This is a genomic window from Flavobacterium sp. P21, assembly GCF_050632225.1.
In the GTDB taxonomy this organism is placed as follows: domain Bacteria; phylum Bacteroidota; class Bacteroidia; order Flavobacteriales; family Flavobacteriaceae; genus Flavobacterium.
Genome location: NZ_CP192585.1, coordinates 543,020 through 559,113, shown reverse-complemented (window position 1 = coordinate 559,113; position 16,094 = coordinate 543,020). Strand labels below are relative to the sequence as shown.

Sequence of the window (16,094 nt, the reverse complement as noted above, 5' to 3'; positions counted from 1 at the left end):
TGGGATTTGGAATTTTTTTTGTTTGATTTTTATTACAATATTTGTCAAATTGGAATTTAAAAATTGAAAATTAATTGTTTATGAAATCTGTACGAGAAATTTTTAGAAATAAAAAATATCTTCTGGAGGAACCGGAAGTCAATAAACTTGTTGATTATTGCGAAGAATTGCAAGACGAGATTGTAGAATTCAAATTTCAGAAAACCGACAATAAAAAACTTGCAATGCTCGATATGCTTAAAGAAGTAATAAAAGGTTGCAATGCCATTGAGAAAGAACAAATGGAGCATGAACGATATGGATATGAAGCACCAGATTATCAAGCAACTATTTCCAATCTTAAAAATTACATTTATAACAGATGCAAAGAAGAGAAGATTTGGTTATAAGTTAAATTATAAAAAATACAGTTTTTTAGCAAAATATTGCTGATTTTTTATTATATTAGAGGTGAAATTACAGTAATCGCAATCTCAAAGTCTGAGAATTTGTAGAGCTAAATCTAATTTGTCAAAACATTTAAAACTTTAAATATCATGACAGCTCACGTACAACACTTTCATCTATATCTATTTATTATGCTGGTTGTAACTGCTTCGCTATGCGTTCTGGCAGTTATTATGAAAATGAGAAATAAAAAGGGTCCGAAATTGCTTGAAAAAGAAAAATACAATTCGACCATGACCGAAAAAATGATCGAAGTAAAAGACACTGATTCGAATATTTTTAATATTTGGCCTTATGTAAGTCAACTGAAATCGGCCAAAATTTTATCTACAAAAATTAAAGATCACGACTTGATTTATAAAATTTACAGAGATTCAACAAATAAGTTCGAACATATTCTATTATCTACCGAAGACAAAAATAATTTTGTTACGATAATCGTTAATAAAAAAAGAAAAAAACGATAGGATATTCTATACTTGATTCCAACAAAAAATATGATTTACGCATGACAACGTTGCTTAACGATAAAAAAAACTTCTCAGATTGAGAAGTTTTTTTTATTATTTACGAAAGCTGTTCTATAATTTTGTCAACAACCTGTTCTGGTAAAATTGTCCTCATAGCATTTTCATAACCTTCAACAACTTTATTTCCGTAAACAGAAGTAGGCAATTTTGGATATTGATTTCTATCTGAAGTTAAAGCGTTTTCTAAACTCTGATTAAAAGGCAAAAACCCGGCATATGGATGTGTGGCGCCCCAAAGCGTAACGACTTTCACACCAAGCATTGCGGCAATATGTGCATTTCCGGAATCCATAGAAAGCATAACGTCTAGATTACTAATCAATTTTAATTCCTGCTGGAATTTAATTTTTCCGGCTACGTTTATTACATTTTTAAAAGGCTCTGAAAGTGAATCTAAAATTTCTATTTCTTTTTTTCCGCCTCCAAAAAGCAAAATCGTCTGATCTTTATTTTCGGCCAATTTTACAATTACTTCTTGCATCAAATCTAAAGGATAAACTTTAGAATCGTATTGGGCAAAAGGAGCGATACCGATTAATTTTTGATAATTCTCTCCGATTAAATCCGTGATTTCAGCACTTAAAACTGCTTTTTTGGAAATTCAGTCCCGATTCTTCGGGATGATAAATCAACAGGAAAACCAAGCTCTTCAAACACTTTTGCGTGTCTTTCGAACATCGTTGGCAATTGTTTGAAAATCTTGTTTTCGGCTCTTGTCAATTCTTTTTTCCTTCTCGGCCTTTATCGACTGTTGCTCTTTTTTTCCGCTTAAAGCGAAAAGCAAACTCACTATTTTAGATCGCAAAACATTATGAAGATCTGCAAAAGCATCAATCTTGAGCTTTTTTACATCTTTAAATAATCGTAAAAGTCCAAAAAATCCTTTATGCCTTTCTTTTTCATCAAAAGCAAAAAATTCCAGATTCGGAATTCCGTCAAAAAAAGGTTTGAAAAAAGGACGCGAAATAACGGTCAATTTTATCTCTGGATGTTGTTTTACAAAAGCTCGTAAAACAGGAACCGTCATGGCGACATCTCCCATTGCGGATAGTCTCATGACGGCTATGTGTTTAATTTTGGTAGACAAGTCGGCCAAATTATTTTTTATTTTGATATAAAACTGGATTCAATTCATCATCATTGTACATTTTCATTTGTTTGTACACTTTCATGAATTTGTCGCCATTTTCGATATCTGTCAATAATTCTTCAATTGCTGTCGATAAATCTGTTCTTTGCTCTAATAGCACATTTAGTTTTTCTTGACATTTATCTCTGTGCTCTTGTGAAGCTTCTGCACGAGTAGCTTCTTCGTGCATGTGGTAAATTTTCAAAGCCAAAATAGACAATCTGTCAAATGCCCAAGCTGGACTTTCAGAATTGATTTTTGCTCCGTCTTTTGCTTTAATATGACTGTATTTCTGCAAAAAATAGCTATCAATATATTCCACCATATCAGTTCTTTCCTGATTTGAAGCATCAATTTTTCTTTTCAAAGTCAACGCCGCCACAGGGTCAATTTGTGGATCACGGATAATATCTTCATAATGCCATTGAACAGTGTCAATCCAGTTCTTTAAATATAACAAATGCTCAAACTTATCCTTTGGGTAAGGATTGTTTATTGGTTGATCAACATTATCAAATTGATGATAATCTTTAATGCTTTGTTCGAATACCGAATATGCTAATTTTGAAAACATGTCTTTAATTATTAGAGACACAAAGATACTTTTTATACTTTTATAGTGTGAAAAAAACCATTATTTTTTCATTTTGCGTTAAAAACAATCAAATAATTTTAAAATTTAGATATGAAAATTCATTATATATCTGAAAACAATAGCGTTTTGAATCATTTTTTAGGCCAAATCCGAAATGTAAATGTTCAGAACGACAGCATGCGTTTTCGAAGAAATATTGAACGGATTGGCGAAATTATGGCTTATGAATTAAGCAAAACCTTGCCGTACAAAAATGTCGAAATTCAAACACCACTCGGAATTAAAAAAACAACCGAAATCGAAACCGATTTGGTTTTATGCCCCATTTTAAGAGCTGGATTACCGCTTCATAATGGCTTTTTGAATTACTTTGATCATGCCGAAAACAGCTTCGTTTCGGCCTGCAGATTTCATCCAAATAATGACGATGAATTTGAAATTTTAGTTGAATATCAAGCGATCTCAAACCTCAACAATAAAACAGTTTTATTGCTTGATCCCATGTTAGCAACGGGTCAATCGATTGTAGCGGTTCATAAAAAACTAATGGAAAATGCTTTGCTCCAACAGAATTTCATATCGTGGTAGTTATTGCCGCTCCCGAAGGAATTGCCCATTTAGAAAAAAATCTGCCTGACAATTGCCATTTATGGGTTGCTTCTCTCGATGAAAAACTTAATGAGAAAAACTATATTGTTCCTGGACTTGGCGATGCCGGTGATCTTGCTTACGGAAGCAAATTATAATTGAGAGAAAAAAGTAAATAAACTGCGGCAAATAAGTACGTAAAACACAATTTCATTGTTTAATTTTTGTCGCATATATTCTACATGACTAGATGCCATAATCGTCAACGGCGTAATACTAAACAACAGCAAATCATTGCTTTTATTTGGTGAAAGAATAAAAACAAAAGCCGCTATGAAAAAACAAGCAACGATTTTTTTATAAGAAGCATGCACAATTTGTGGTCTGTTCGATAATGTTGACAACATCGAAACTAAAAAGAAAAGCGCAACAGCAACATAAATTGAAAGCGCTCCGTTTTCGTAATTGTTTTTGAAATAATCGATATTCAAATCGATTACTGCTCTTTTTTCAAAAAATGCAATGGCATCAAAATGGAATAAAAGCGATACCAATAAGAAGATCAATGCAACTGCTAAAAGCGCCACAAATGGCAATACCCAGTTGCGATAATCACGCGAAACGTGAAAAATAATTGATATAAAAACCAAAATCAGAAAAAGAATACACCAAAATTGAAATAAAGAAGCTATTAAAATCCAAAAAGAAGCATCAAATATTTTTTCTTTTGAAGCTTTTAAGGATTGCAACGAAATTAATCTTCGAAGTGCCAGCAACAAAAAGAAATTGGCATAAATTACATTCGAATCGTTAAATATGGTGGGAAAAAATAAGATGAACAATAAGTAGAAAAATATCGAATATCCGTTGTCTTTACTGAGTCCGTTCTTTTTTACGATAAAATTTACCAAGAAAAAAGAAGCCAAAATAAAGCACAACAAACTTACTTTTGAAATGCTAAAAAAGGCGCAGTTATCCAAGATGGCTCTTGAATTTGGAACAGAAAAAAGAAAACCAGTATTAAAATTACGACCAAAGAATAATTTAATGGCGTAGATTTTTTAAAAACACTTGTTATCATAAGGATATTTTATACTTTTGTGATTGTAAAGATAATACTTGTTTAAAATGAAAAAACGAACAAGTTGAAAAAAGATTCGATTAATCGAATTTTGTCTTCAAAGCATTACACAACAATAAATAACATATAATTTTTAAAATTATGACAGCTTTTTTTGAAGGAATTCAATACTTATTCGTTAACATTTTGTTTGCTCCACTTGACTTTTTACGTCATTTAGAATTGATTACGTGGTTTGGTGCAAACACTATTAACTGGATTTTCATGATCATCTGCGCATGTGCAATCGTTTATTGGATTAAACAATTACGCATTTTTGATGACGCCGGAACAGAAAACCAAGATACAACGGCTCATTCATTTTTAAAATAAAAAACCAAACCCTTTAATTAAAAAGGGCTGGCGAATTTATTTTTTAGATTAAATCGAAACCGATATCTTTTCTAAAATACATCTTATCAAAGCTTAGTTTATCTATGTTTTGGTAAGATTTTTTTATGGCCTCCTGGAAATTGTCTCCATAAGAGGTTACAGCAATTACACGTCCTCCATTAGTAACGACATTTTCGCCATCTAATTTTGTTCCTGCGTGAAAAACTATCGAATCTGTAACATTTTCTAATCCAGAAATTACTTTTCCTTTTTCGAAATCTTCCGGATAGCCGCCAGAAACTACCATTACAGTTGTTGCGCTTCTTGGATCCACTTCTAAATTGAAATCTCCTAATTTTTGATCTGCAACAGATAAAAACAATTCAACTAAATCTGATTTTAATCTCGGAACTACAACTTCAGTTTCAGGATCTCCCATTCTTACGTTATATTCAATAACGATAGGTTCACCTTTTACATTGATTAATCCAATAAACACAAAACCTTTATATTCGATTCCATCTTTCTGAAAACCTTCGATTGTTGGTTTTACGATACGCGTTTCAATTTTTTCCATCAAAACAGCATCTACATAAGGAACTGGAGAAACTGCACCCATTCCGCCTGTGTTTAAACCTGTATCTCCTTCTCCAATTCTTTTATAATCTTTTGCCGTTGGAAGAATTTTATAACTTTTTCCGTCAGTTAAAACGAAACAGCTTAATTCAATTCCGTCCAAAAATTCTTCGATAACAACTTTTGAACTCGCTGTTCCAAATTTTGCGTGAACCAACATGTTTCTCAATTCCGTTTTTGCTTCTTCAAGATCTTGAATAATCAAAACACCTTTTCCTGTCGCCAATCCGTCTGCTTTTAAAACGTATGGTGGTTGTAACGTTTCTAAAAACTCACATCCTTTCTCCACTGTTTCGGCAGTAAAACTGTCATAAGTCGCAGTTGGAATATTATGTTTCATCAAGAATTCCTTCGCGAATTCTTTACTTCCTTCTAATTGAGCACCCAATTTAGATGGTCCAATAACCGGAATATGTTTTAAACTTTCGTCGTTTTTAAAATAATCGTAAATACCCTTTACCAATGGATCTTCAGGTCCTACAACTACTAAACTTATATTTTCTTTAAGTACTAATGCTTTTACTGCTTCAAAATCTGTTGCAGAAATTGCCACGTTTTCAGCAATTGCCGCAGTTCCTGCATTTCCAGGCACTACAAAAAGTTTTTCGCAAAGCGGACTCTGTGTCATTTTCCATGCAAATGCATGCTCTCTTCCGCCTGATCCCAATAATAAAATTGTCATGGTGTTGTTGTATTTAGTTGTGGTGCAAAAATACTTGCTTTTGCACGTAAAAAATAATTAAATCTTCAAAAAATTGTTGGTTCTACATTGTTAGTAATTCGTAAACCTTATTTTTGACGAAAATTATGCTAAAAAATGATTCGCCTTTTTGATATTTCCCTTCAATTAAATGGTTTTCCGATAAAGAAAGCCAAAGCTGAATTGGATCAAATTGTTCATTTTTCTGAGGAAGAATATGCTTCATTTCTTGAAATCAAAAAGAAAGAAATTGTCGGTTTTCATCTTAAAAACAATCCTTTTTATGCTGAATTGGCTGGAAATGTAACTGCTGAAAATTGGGGAAATCTTCCGATTTTAAACAAAAAGAATTTACAAAAACCTCTTGAAGAAAGACTTTCAAAAGGTTATTCTAAAAAATCTGTTTATCTCAACAAAACCTCTGGATCAAGCGGAACTCCTTTTGTTTTTGCTAAAGACAAATATTCACATGCCTTGACTTGGGCTTCCAATATTATGCGATTTGGTTGGTTCGGAATTGATTTTAATAATTCGTATCAAGCACGTTTTTATGGAATTCCGATGGATTTTATTGGATACAAAAAAGAACGTTTTAAGGATTTCCTGACGCATCGTTTTCGTTTTCCTGTTTTTGATTTGTCTGATGAAATTCTTGGAAAGTTTCTGCAGAAGTTCAAAACCAAAAAGTTTGATTATATCAACGGTTATACAAGTTCGATTGTTTTGTTTGCCAAATATTTGGAACAGAAAAATATCATTTTAAAAGAAATTTGTCCAACGCTGAAAGGATGTTTTGTAACTTCAGAGATGCTTTTTGAATCTGATAAAAAGTTACTACAAAAACAATTCGGAATTCCGATTATCAATGAATATGGTGCTTCTGAATTGGATTTAATTGCTTTTGAAAATCCGCAAGGCGAATGGCAGGTAAATGCTGAAACGCTTTTTGTAGAGATTTTAGATGAAAATAATAAAGTTCTCCCTTACGGGGAAAAAGGAAAAATTGTGATTACTTCTTTATTCAACAAAGCAAATCCGTTTATCAGATATGAAATTGGCGACATTGGGATTTTAGACGAAAAAAGCACGCCTCAAAAACCAATTCTAAAAAAATTAATTGGAAGAACAAATGATGTCGCAATTCTTCCAAGCGGAAAAAAATCGCCAGGTTTGACATTCTATTATGTAACCAAAAGCATCATTGAAGATGATGGAAATGTCAAAGAATTTATCATCAAACAAACCAAAATTGATAGTTTTGAAATTGAATATATAGCTGAAAAAGAACTGGTTTCAGCACAAATTCAAAAAATAAAAGAAGCCATCGATTTGTATTTAGAACCTAATTTAAACTTCACTTTTACTCGAAAAACAGTTTTAGAAAGAACCAATCGCGGGAAACTAAAACAGTTTAAATCATATTTATAAATATAAATAAAATCTTACATTTGTTTTTCTAATTAAAAACTTATGGAAGATCAATCTTTGCTATCTGAAGAAACAATTTCTAATAAAATATATTTTATCCGTGGTCAAAAAGTGATGCTTGACTATGATTTAGCTTCTCTTTATGAAGTTGAAACTAAAAGATTAAACGAGCAGGTAAAAAGAAATTTATCACGTTTTCCGATGGATTTCATGTTTCAACTTACTGAAAATGAATATAATTCTTTAAGGTCGCAAATTGCGACCTTAAAGAAAGGAAGAGGAGAACATCAAAAATATTTACCTTTTGCTTTTACAGAGCATGGTGTTTTAATGTTATCGAGTGTCTTAAAAAGTGACAAAGCCATTCAAACCAATATTCAAATTATGAGAATTTTCACAAAAGTGAGACAAATGCTTTTGGATACAACCGAAATTAAAGTAGACATTCTTCAGATTCAGAAGAAGTTAGAAAATCATGACAAAAATATTGAATTGGTATTTTCGTATTTAGATGAATTGACTGATAAAAAAGAAAATGAGTCTGAAAGAGTGAAGATTGGATATAAAAAATAATTACTTTAAGGTCACAAATTGTGACCTTAGAAAATATTTCAAACTTGATGTCACAAATTGTGACATCAAGTTTGGATTTAAATTTTATTACATGGCATAAAAAATTTGGAGGTCGCAATTTACGACCTCCAATTATAAATTAAATTCTTCAAGGTCACAATGTATGACCTTGAAACTTGAAGTCGCAATTTGCGACTTCAAGTTTGAACTTAAACTTTACTCCAAGATTTTTAAAAAAATTGGAGATCACAAATTGTGATCTCCAATTATAATCGAAATTCTTCAAGGTCACAGATTGTGACCTTGAAGAATATTAAACTTTCTTAATATATTTTGGTTTAATTACCAACTGAGTAAACAAAAACCTCATCATCAATAAAATAGAAAAAACCAGATTATCTCCATGAAATTCTCTATAAACACCAAAGTTGTGTTTGATCAATTTAAATTTTGAAGATGAAATAGAATCTTTTCTAATTCTATAAAACGCCAACGGTTCTGGAATAGCTTCAGCCGTTTTTATTTGTTTTAATATGGTTAGCCAAATTCGCCAATCTTGTCTTTTTTTTGAAGATTCTAATTTGATTTTTCCAAAATATTCTACATCATAAATTGCCGTAAGATTCCCGACATAATTACAGAAAAACAACTGCTTATAAGTTAACGGTTGCGGATTTTCAACTCTTCTGTTTAAATTATTCCCTTCTTCATCAATAGAATCGTAAAAACTAAAAGTAAACGGAGCATTTTTCTCTTTTAAAAACTGAACCTGTTTTTCTAATTTATCTGAACGCCATAAATCATCAGAATCCAAATAAGCGATATATTTTCCGGAAGCTTTTTCTAAAGCTACATTTCGGGCAAAACCGTTTCCTGAATTTTTTCTAATCTGAATAATTTAATTCGATCATCCTTTTGAGCAAATTCTTCAATGATAGCAACCGTTTGATCTGTTGATGCATCATCAACCAAAATCATTTCCCAATTGGAATAACTTTGATTTTGAACCGATTGAAAAGTTTCTCTAATGAACTTTTCAGTATTATATGTCGGAATTAAAATAGATACTAAATCGTTCATTAGATTTATTATGCTTTCAAAAATATATTATTTCTTATTTTATATAACTAGAAAAATCTTTGTGTTCTTCTTTAGCCAGTTCTTCAGGAGATAATGATTTGAAATATTCATAGGTAATTTTCATTCCTTCGGCACGACTTACTTTTGCTTCCCAACCCAACAATTCTTTTGCTTTTGTTGTGTCTGGCTGACGCTGTAAAGGATCATTTATTGGAAGCGGATGATAAACCACTTTCTGGTTTGTTCCGGTCAGTTTTATGATTTCTTCAGCAAAATCTTTAATCGTGATTTCATCTGGATTTCCAATATTTACTGGATAAACGTAATCAGAATGCAATAATCTGTAAATACCTTCAACCTGATCGTCAACATAACAGAAAGAACGCGTTTGCATTCCGTCCCCAAAAATCGTTAAATCTTCTCCACGCAAAGCTTGACCAATAAAAGCCGGAATTACACGTCCGTCGTTTAATCGCATTCTTGGTCCATAAGTATTAAAAATACGCACGATTCTGGTTTCTACGCCGTGAAAAGTATGATAAGCCATTGTTATAGATTCCTGAAAACGTTTTGCTTCATCATAAACGCCACGAGGTCCAATTGTATTTACGTTTCCGTAATACTCTTCTGTTTGTGGATGAACCAACGGATCTCCATAAACTTCAGAAGTGGAAGCAATCAAAATTCTGGCTTTCCTAACACGCGCTAAACCTAATAAATTATGCGTTCCTAAAGAGCCAACTTTTAATGTCTGAATTGGAATTTTCAAATAATCAATCGGGCTTGCTGGCGAAGCAAAATGCAGTATATAATCTAAATCACCCGGAATGTGAACAAACTTGGTGATATCGTGATGATAGAATTCGAAGTTTTCTAGTTTGAATAAATGTTCAATGTTTTTAAGATCGCCCGTAATCAGGTTATCCATTCCAATAACAAAATAGCCTTCTTTAATGAATCGGTCACACAAATGCGACCCTAAAAATCCTGCGGCTCCAGTAATAAGTATTCTTTTCATAATTGATTTTATTGAACATTTTTGGATTTCATTTGGCAATAAAATCCAAGATAGACGCACAAATGTACTAAAATATCTTTCCTTTCAAATGACACTTTTAAGCATCTATAAAAGAAGTTTTACAATTTCAGATAATTATTAAACTCATTTATTTATTTTTACTCACAAATTAATCCCGTATTTTGAAAGTTGTACATGTAATTGAGGCGCTCGGTGGTGGCGTTTATACCTATTTTAGAGATTTATCGACTTTCTTTGGAAATGATGAAATAAACCAAAATATCGAAACCACTATTATTTATAGTGGTAATCGAAAAGAAATTGATGCTCAAAAAATTAAATCTGAATTTTCAGGTGGCATTAAGCTGATCCAGGTTAATATGGTTCGGGAGCTTTCTCCATTTCAGGATTTAAAATCAGCTTATCAATTAACAAGAGAACTTAAAAAAATCAATCCAGATATTATTCATCTGCATTCTTCAAAAGCTGGAGTTTTGGGCCGTGTCGCTTATTTTTTCTTATTTAAAAAGAAGAAACTTTTTTATACGCCTCACGGATATTCATTTTTGAGAACTGATATTTCAGGCACTTTAAGAACACTTTATTGGACAATTGAAAAAAGCTTTCAGCGTTTCTTTGGCGGAACAATTGTGGCCTGTGGCGATACCGAGCAAAAAATTGCCCAAAAATTAGGGCCTGCAAAATTAGTCCGAAATGGAATTGATATTGTAAATGTTCAAGAACATTATGCACCTCATCAAAACGAAAAACTGACCATTGGAATTATGGCCAGAATTACTGTCGCGAGAAATCCTGAAATGTTCAATCAAATTGCTTTAAAATTTCCAGATTTTAATTTTGTCTGGATTGGTGATGGCGAATTGAGACATTTAATTACAGCTCCAAATATTAGAATTACGGGCTGGATTTTAGATCGAAAAACGGTTTTAAAAGAACTTAATAATATTGATATTTACATGCAAGTTTCGCTTTGGGAAGGTTTGCCAATTGCTGTTCTAGAAGCTATGGCATTACAAAAACCAGTTATTGCTACTAATATCATTGGGAACAAAGATGCTGTTCTTCACAATAGTACAGGTTTCCTTTTTACTGAAATAGCCGAATTAGATGGCTTTTTCGAAATTTTGAAAGATGCCGAAACTAGAGCAAAATTTGGTGAAAATGCTTTGGCAAGATGCCGAGAATTATTCGACAAAAATCAAAATTTTAAACAGCTTTTGGCGCTTTATCAAGAATAAATTTCTGCTGAAGCCAATAACTGGCAAAAATAGAAGACCAAATGCCGCTGAAGGCAATTCCATCAAAACTAAGCAGGAAATCATCGACTAAATTTGATGTGAAGAAAATCAAGAAAAACGATAATATCATGGCATTTTTTAAATCATAGCCAAAATAGCCAATTGTAAAAATGTAAAGCAGAACAACCAGGGGCCCAAGAATTCCGAACTTCAATAAAAAGTCTAAAAATTGATTGTGAACTGGAAATTCATATTTAGCCAAAAAATGCTGATTCGTTTGCTTATAATATTTGAATAATTCAGGTTTTCCATCTGCGGCTCCAACTCCAAAAGGAAGATTTTTCACCGATAATTCCCAAGCCGATTTCCAAATGGAAACTCTCGTAACCAGAGAATTAAAAACCTTTATTTCGGGATGGTCGATTTCGTCTAATTTTCCAACTTTATCCATATAAGCAAAAGTTACCGACGAATATTTCTCTTTCATATAAGGATTCTTCTGGATGAATAAAAACAGAATTCCTCCCAATAAAACAACAATTGCAAGGCTGGTCAAAAGAATCTTCTTCGGATTAATTTTGGTTCTAATTTCATAAAAGAAAACAATCAAAAATCCGACTAAAGCATTCAGTAACGCCATTCTGGTATTAACCAAAAGCACAAAGAAAAAAGAAAATAAAAAGACGATCAGAGACGTAATCTTAAATCCTATCTTCTCCTTATTTTTAAAACTTTCAAAAACAAAATACAACGCGCAAATCGACACAAAAGCCAAATGCATATTCAGCGCCGGTGCATGAATGCCAATGCTATCGGCAAACTGATAACCCATTTCCCATAAATCAATTTGATGGAGGTATTTTTCTACTAAATCAGGAAAAAGAACAACAAATCGGATCAAGAAAAAAACATAATAACTGTTGTAGCAATTACATAAGTTTTAGCAATTTTAAAAAAATCTACTCGCTGATAATTTCCAATAATAAACAATGGAAATACAAGCAATGATGTTCTTTTTTCAATCGCCTTTATTCCTTGGACAAATGAATCATTATTCCAAAAAAGCAACAATTCTAATAAAACTGGTGAAGCAATGCAAGCGATCAAAATGAATTGTTTTTTAGAATATTTCAATTTCTTGAAAAACACTAAATTAAATACCGCAAACAAAATAATCAACAGTGAGCACGGTTTCCTGAAAATCATTGCAACCGCCATTAAACACAAGAAAAAGTGAAATATTTTATTGAAGTTCTTTTCGGAAATGGTCATAGTAAAGTGCAAAATAGATTAAAGGAAAAATCCCAATTTTGTGTCGGATCGAGGAACCTAAATCAGGCTCAAAAACACCTTGAAGAATGAAAAAAGAAAACAGAATAAACATAATCAAAAGTTCATAACGATACTTTTTTCTTTCTTGCAAACATTTAGAAAATCGGACCAGCAAAATATAAAACAGTAAAAGCCGCCAAATTACAAAAACAATAATTTGAGGAGAAAGAACGTGCTTTAAACCATTTAATGGCAAATTCACCGTAAAAAATCCATAAAAAATTCCAATTGCTTCTCCGTACCAAGTATCTGTTTTTACTGGCGAAGTGATCATCGAATTAGCATCTGCAGAAACCATTCTCGAACTATTTACAACTTCCCTACTGATTTCAGAAAAATATTTCCCTTTTAAAACTCCGTAACTCAGCGATAAAAAAACAGCAATCAGCAAACCATAAAAAATCGTACTGACTGTTTTACTCTTAAAATTGATGAAACTCACTAAATACATTCCGCCACCAACAATGGGAATCAAAGCAAAATAAGGGCGATATAAAGCTCCAAAAACCACAAGAAGGACTGAGGCAATCAGAATTGTTTTTCGGAATGAAAATCGTTCGTTTCGGCACAATAGAACAATTATAGCTATAAACAAATAAGTAATAAATTCTTTCGACGGCATTGAGATGAAAATCGCAATCATAAAAATGCCTAAATACACTAAAATGTTTTTAACATTCAGTTTTTCAAAATTATCTGGAATACCTATTTTATATAAAATATAGATTAAAACCGGAAATTGAATCAAGGCAATTATTGGAAAAGGAAGATGTCTGAAACCAATCATTTTATAAAACAAAATCGTAAGCGGATAACTTCCTAAATAGCCAATTTCATTGTATTTGTCGTAAATAATAATTGCAGTATCGTAGAAAAATTTTGGAGGCAGAATAAAATAAGACAGAAATGCCACAACTAAATTAGTCGCCGCAATAAGCAAAAATGTTGCTGTACTTTTTTTAACTAATAATTGCATTTTTCTATTTTAATTTGAAGCTCTACGTCTTTTATTCAAACTTCTTTTTAATCGGTAACCATTCAAAAAGAAAATTAAAGTCTTGAAGGATAAAAATTTATAAAATTTCATCACTTTATCTACTTTTATGTTACGTCCTTTTTTAAGAAGGTATTTCCAGGAAATCAAATCATCCCAAATCTGTTTTTGCGTTTCCGGCGACAACACATAAAAATCTTTTAGAATTACGACATAATTGCAAGCCCAATAATTTTCTATTGCTTTATTTAATTTTTCTGATTCTGTTTTCCCCGAATACAATCCGTCTTTTACCATTTCATAAACATCTTCAATATGTTTGGCGCTAACAGTTGTGGTTATAGAACCTTGACGCGCTTGACGATATACATAAAATGATTTTGAATATAAACTGAAAGTCTTGATAAAATGCATCAGTTTACCGCACCATTCAATATCTTCAGATTTTCTTCCAACGGGAAAAAACAATTGATTTTCGATTAAAATTTCTCTTTTAATTACTTTATCCCAAGCAGACTCAACATATAAATCGTAATAAACCAAATTTAAAACCTCATCTTCAAATTTCCCGCTTTTGTTTTTTATAAATCGCTGATTGTATTTGCATTTCGAATCATTTTCAGAAAAAAAACGAGTTTCTTCATGAAAGATAATATCTGGATTTGTTTCAGAAATCAAATTACTTAAATCTTCCAAAACCTGTTTTCCTTGCCAATAATCATCGCTGTCGGTAAAAATAATATAATCGCCTTTTGCCGCTTTTAATCCCGTATTTCTAGCATCAGATAAACCGCTGTTTTCTTTGTCAATCAGAATTATTTGAGGAAATTTTTGCTTGTATTTTTGAGAAATTTCCAAGGAAGAATCGGTTGATCCGTCGTTTACTAAAATAAGTTCAAAATCAGAAAAAGTTTGGCACAAAACACTGTCTAAACATTGTGGCAAATAAGCCTCAACGTTGTAAACCGGGATAATAATGCTAAAAAGCAAAGTCTCTTTCTCTATGTTCATAGCATAATTTTTTAATGCAAAAACACTTTTATTTTATCTTTTCGATAAATAACAATTGCCACAACAAAATTCCAGAAAAAAGAACTTGATACAAACGCAATTGCACCACCAGTCATTCCGTAAATCGGAATTAAAAATCGGTTTAAAGTGAAATTAACAACTACTGCCAAAATCAAAATGATCTGAAAAATGTGTTGTCTTCCCGTCATATTCAAATAAACTGATGCTGTACCAAATGCCGAACAAATTCCCTGACCAATAAGCAAAATTAAAAATGCCTCGTCGCGCCACAACATATTGATGCCCAAAAATGGACAAAATTGATTTTGAAAAATAACTTATCAGCAAGATGACCGGCAAGGTTATCATCAAAATTAAACGAGCACTTTTTCTTGACACTTCACTTAATTCTGCTGTTTTGTGACTCGCAAATAGCTCGGCAATTTTAGCCGAAACGGTAATATTTATACTTACTATTATAATCGAAATAATCGTCATTATTTTAACCCCAACGGAATAAAATGCGACGGTTTCATCGTTTCGGTATTTCTTCAAAAACATGATATCAAAACACATTAATAAAAACATTGCCATTGCACTGATGGCAATTGGATATGATTTTAAAAATACTTCCTTGTGTGTAATTTTTTCTGTTGTTTCTAAAACCGTTTTTTTTCGAAAATAAACTAAAACTAAAGCAGTACTCACAACAGCCAGAAAAACAAATCCTAACAGGAAAACATTAACTAAATATTCTTGTTCATGCCAATAAAACAAAACTATAGAGCCAATAATAAGCGGAATATATTTGATGATATTTCGAAACAATTCGGCTACATATAATTTATCCAAAGCTCTGAAAACTTCGGTATTTAAAATCGATAAACCCGAGAAAAACAAGGCTCCCGCTCCTTTCAGTAAAATCGAATATACTTCTGGATCTGAAAAATAATTGTTGATCGTTTCTTTGCTGATAACAGCAATTATAAGTAATACCAACAATGAAGTTCCAAAAAGCATCAGAACCATTTTTTTGTATATATTTTTTAGTTCTTCGAGCGCATTTTGACTTGCTAATTTCCCTTTGAAATATATAATCGATTGATCAAAACCAAGCAGACACATGCTCCCAATGGATAATAGAAAAGAACGTACAAAATCATACTGGCCAACTAATTTTGGGCTGTAGGTTTTGGTTAGAAAAACAGTAAATCCAAATAAAAGCAATGCACCAAAAACACGTAATGATAAAGTACCAAAGCTTTGTCTTAAAAACTTATTCTTTGAAAATCTTTCGAAAATAGAACTGGCTTTCAATTCT

General features: G+C 31.9%; 16 protein-coding genes and 3 pseudogenes. 7 read left to right on the top strand and 12 right to left on the bottom strand.

Annotated features, from left to right (window positions below):
* Nucleotides 1-80: 80 nt before the first annotated feature.
* Complete coding sequence (locus ACQ9BO_RS02695) at nt 81-389, top strand: hypothetical protein (protein WP_431243542.1); 309 nt, start codon at nt 81-83, stop codon at nt 387-389.
* Nucleotides 390-626: 237 nt separating this feature from the next.
* A complete protein-coding gene (locus ACQ9BO_RS02690; RefSeq protein WP_431243541.1) occupies nt 627-914 on the top strand; it encodes a hypothetical protein in 288 nt (95 codons plus the stop codon).
* 100 nt (nt 915-1,014) lie between these two features.
* On the opposite strand, the pseudogene ACQ9BO_RS02685 reads toward ACQ9BO_RS02690, so the two are convergent.
* Both ACQ9BO_RS02685 and ACQ9BO_RS02680 read right to left on the bottom strand, forming a co-directional pair.
* Nucleotides 1,015-2,034: pseudogene (locus tag ACQ9BO_RS02685) on the bottom strand (glycosyltransferase family 9 protein).
* Between the two features lie 40 nt (nt 2,035-2,074).
* Nucleotides 2,075-2,680 (bottom strand): DUF4254 domain-containing protein, encoded by a 606-nt coding sequence (locus ACQ9BO_RS02680; RefSeq protein ID WP_431245054.1) that lies wholly within the window; start codon nt 2,678-2,680, stop codon nt 2,075-2,077.
* A 111-nt stretch (nt 2,681-2,791) separates the two neighbouring features.
* Between ACQ9BO_RS02680 and upp the strand changes: the two are divergent.
* Nucleotides 2,792-3,447, top strand: a pseudogene (gene upp / locus ACQ9BO_RS02675) (uracil phosphoribosyltransferase).
* On the opposite strand, the gene ACQ9BO_RS02670 reads toward upp, so the two are convergent.
* On the bottom strand, nt 3,442-4,269 hold the full coding sequence (locus ACQ9BO_RS02670) for a DUF6427 family protein (RefSeq protein ID WP_431243540.1): 828 nt from the start codon (nt 4,267-4,269) through the stop codon (nt 3,442-3,444). The pseudogene upp and the gene ACQ9BO_RS02670 overlap by 6 nt on opposite strands.
* A 242-nt stretch (nt 4,270-4,511) precedes the next feature.
* On the opposite strand from ACQ9BO_RS02670, the gene ACQ9BO_RS02665 reads away from it, so the two are divergent.
* Nucleotides 4,512-4,742 carry a DUF6341 family protein gene (locus ACQ9BO_RS02665; RefSeq protein WP_041519835.1) on the top strand — a complete coding sequence of 77 codons (231 nt, stop codon included), beginning with the start codon at nt 4,512-4,514 and terminating at the stop codon, nt 4,740-4,742.
* Nucleotides 4,743-4,785: 43 nt separating this feature from the next.
* Here the strand turns inward: ACQ9BO_RS02665 and purD are convergent, their stop codons facing one another.
* Entirely contained in the window at nt 4,786-6,060 is a 1,275-nt protein-coding gene (gene purD, locus ACQ9BO_RS02660) for a phosphoribosylamine--glycine ligase (RefSeq protein ID WP_431243539.1), read from the bottom strand.
* 135 nt (nt 6,061-6,195) lie between these two features.
* Here purD and ACQ9BO_RS02655 point away from each other — a divergent pair, with 135 nt between their 5' ends.
* Together ACQ9BO_RS02655 and ACQ9BO_RS02650 are read left to right on the top strand one after the other, a co-directional pair.
* Complete coding sequence (locus ACQ9BO_RS02655; RefSeq protein ID WP_431243538.1) at nt 6,196-7,506, top strand: phenylacetate--CoA ligase family protein; 1,311 nt, start codon at nt 6,196-6,198, stop codon at nt 7,504-7,506.
* A 42-nt stretch (nt 7,507-7,548) separates the two neighbouring features.
* Complete coding sequence (locus ACQ9BO_RS02650; RefSeq protein ID WP_431243537.1) at nt 7,549-8,079, top strand: ORF6N domain-containing protein; 531 nt, start codon at nt 7,549-7,551, stop codon at nt 8,077-8,079.
* Between the two features lie 313 nt (nt 8,080-8,392).
* Here the strand turns inward: ACQ9BO_RS02650 and ACQ9BO_RS02645 are convergent.
* Nucleotides 8,393-9,159 (bottom strand): annotated as a pseudogene (locus tag ACQ9BO_RS02645) (glycosyltransferase family 2 protein).
* 34 nt (nt 9,160-9,193) lie between these two features.
* The gene (locus tag ACQ9BO_RS02640; RefSeq protein ID WP_431243536.1) at nt 9,194-10,177 is read right to left on the bottom strand and encodes a UDP-glucuronic acid decarboxylase family protein; all 984 of its coding nucleotides are present in this window, start codon (nt 10,175-10,177) and stop codon (nt 9,194-9,196) included.
* 182 nt (nt 10,178-10,359) lie between these two features.
* Between ACQ9BO_RS02640 and ACQ9BO_RS02635 the strand changes: the two genes are divergently transcribed.
* Nucleotides 10,360-11,436, top strand: coding sequence for a glycosyltransferase (locus tag ACQ9BO_RS02635; RefSeq protein ID WP_431243535.1), 1,077 nt, complete (start codon nt 10,360-10,362; stop codon nt 11,434-11,436).
* On the opposite strand, the gene ACQ9BO_RS02630 is transcribed toward ACQ9BO_RS02635, so the two are convergent.
* The 6 genes from ACQ9BO_RS02630 to ACQ9BO_RS02605 form a co-directional block, all read right to left on the bottom strand.
* Nucleotides 11,405-12,268 carry an O-antigen ligase family protein gene (locus tag ACQ9BO_RS02630; protein WP_431243534.1) on the bottom strand — a complete coding sequence of 288 codons (864 nt, stop codon included), beginning with the start codon at nt 12,266-12,268 and terminating at the stop codon, nt 11,405-11,407. The two genes, ACQ9BO_RS02635 and ACQ9BO_RS02630, sit on opposite strands and share 32 nt — an antisense overlap.
* 65 nt (nt 12,269-12,333) lie before the next feature.
* Nucleotides 12,334-12,543 carry a hypothetical protein gene (locus ACQ9BO_RS02625; protein WP_431243533.1) on the bottom strand — a complete coding sequence of 70 codons (210 nt, stop codon included), beginning with the start codon at nt 12,541-12,543 and terminating at the stop codon, nt 12,334-12,336.
* 136 nt (nt 12,544-12,679) lie between these two features.
* Nucleotides 12,680-13,744 carry a hypothetical protein gene (locus tag ACQ9BO_RS02620; protein ID WP_431243532.1) on the bottom strand — a complete coding sequence of 355 codons (1,065 nt, stop codon included), beginning with the start codon at nt 13,742-13,744 and terminating at the stop codon, nt 12,680-12,682.
* Nucleotides 13,745-13,753: 9 nt separating this feature from the next.
* Nucleotides 13,754-14,773: a glycosyltransferase family 2 protein gene (locus ACQ9BO_RS02615; RefSeq protein WP_431243531.1), complete on the bottom strand. Its 1,020-nt coding sequence runs from the start codon at nt 14,771-14,773 to the stop codon at nt 13,754-13,756.
* A gap of 11 nt (nt 14,774-14,784) precedes the next feature.
* Nucleotides 14,785-14,988 (bottom strand): polysaccharide biosynthesis C-terminal domain-containing protein, encoded by a 204-nt coding sequence (locus ACQ9BO_RS02610; RefSeq protein ID WP_431243530.1) that lies wholly within the window; start codon nt 14,986-14,988, stop codon nt 14,785-14,787.
* Nucleotides 14,927-16,090, bottom strand: a complete 1,164-nt coding sequence (locus ACQ9BO_RS02605) for an oligosaccharide flippase family protein (protein ID WP_431243529.1) — start codon at nt 16,088-16,090, stop codon at nt 14,927-14,929. The genes ACQ9BO_RS02610 and ACQ9BO_RS02605 overlap by 62 nt, the downstream gene beginning before the upstream one ends.
* Nucleotides 16,091-16,094: the final 4 nt, after the last annotated feature.

Excerpts from the sequence above, each read along its gene's own strand:
- ACQ9BO_RS02695 (WP_431243542.1), top strand. The coding sequence starts at position 81 with ATGAAATCTGTACGAGAAATTTTTAGAAATAAAAAATATCTTCTGGAG.
- ACQ9BO_RS02690 (WP_431243541.1), top strand. The coding sequence starts at position 627 with ATGAGAAATAAAAAGGGTCCGAAATTGCTTGAAAAAGAAAAATACAAT.
- ACQ9BO_RS02680 (WP_431245054.1), bottom strand. The coding sequence starts at position 2,680 with ATGTTTTCAAAATTAGCATATTCGGTATTCGAACAAAGCATTAAAGAT.
- ACQ9BO_RS02665 (WP_041519835.1), top strand. The coding sequence starts at position 4,512 with ATGACAGCTTTTTTTGAAGGAATTCAATACTTATTCGTTAACATTTTG.
- purD (WP_431243539.1), bottom strand. The coding sequence starts at position 6,060 with ATGACAATTTTATTATTGGGATCAGGCGGAAGAGAGCATGCATTTGCA.
- ACQ9BO_RS02655 (WP_431243538.1), top strand. The coding sequence starts at position 6,196 with ATGATTCGCCTTTTTGATATTTCCCTTCAATTAAATGGTTTTCCGATA.
- ACQ9BO_RS02650 (WP_431243537.1), top strand. The coding sequence starts at position 7,549 with ATGGAAGATCAATCTTTGCTATCTGAAGAAACAATTTCTAATAAAATA.
- ACQ9BO_RS02640 (WP_431243536.1), bottom strand. The coding sequence starts at position 10,177 with ATGAAAAGAATACTTATTACTGGAGCCGCAGGATTTTTAGGGTCGCAT.
- ACQ9BO_RS02630 (WP_431243534.1), bottom strand. The coding sequence starts at position 12,268 with ATGGGTTATCAGTTTGCCGATAGCATTGGCATTCATGCACCGGCGCTG.
- ACQ9BO_RS02620 (WP_431243532.1), bottom strand. The coding sequence starts at position 13,744 with ATGCAATTATTAGTTAAAAAAAGTACAGCAACATTTTTGCTTATTGCG.
- ACQ9BO_RS02615 (WP_431243531.1), bottom strand. The coding sequence starts at position 14,773 with ATGAACATAGAGAAAGAGACTTTGCTTTTTAGCATTATTATCCCGGTT.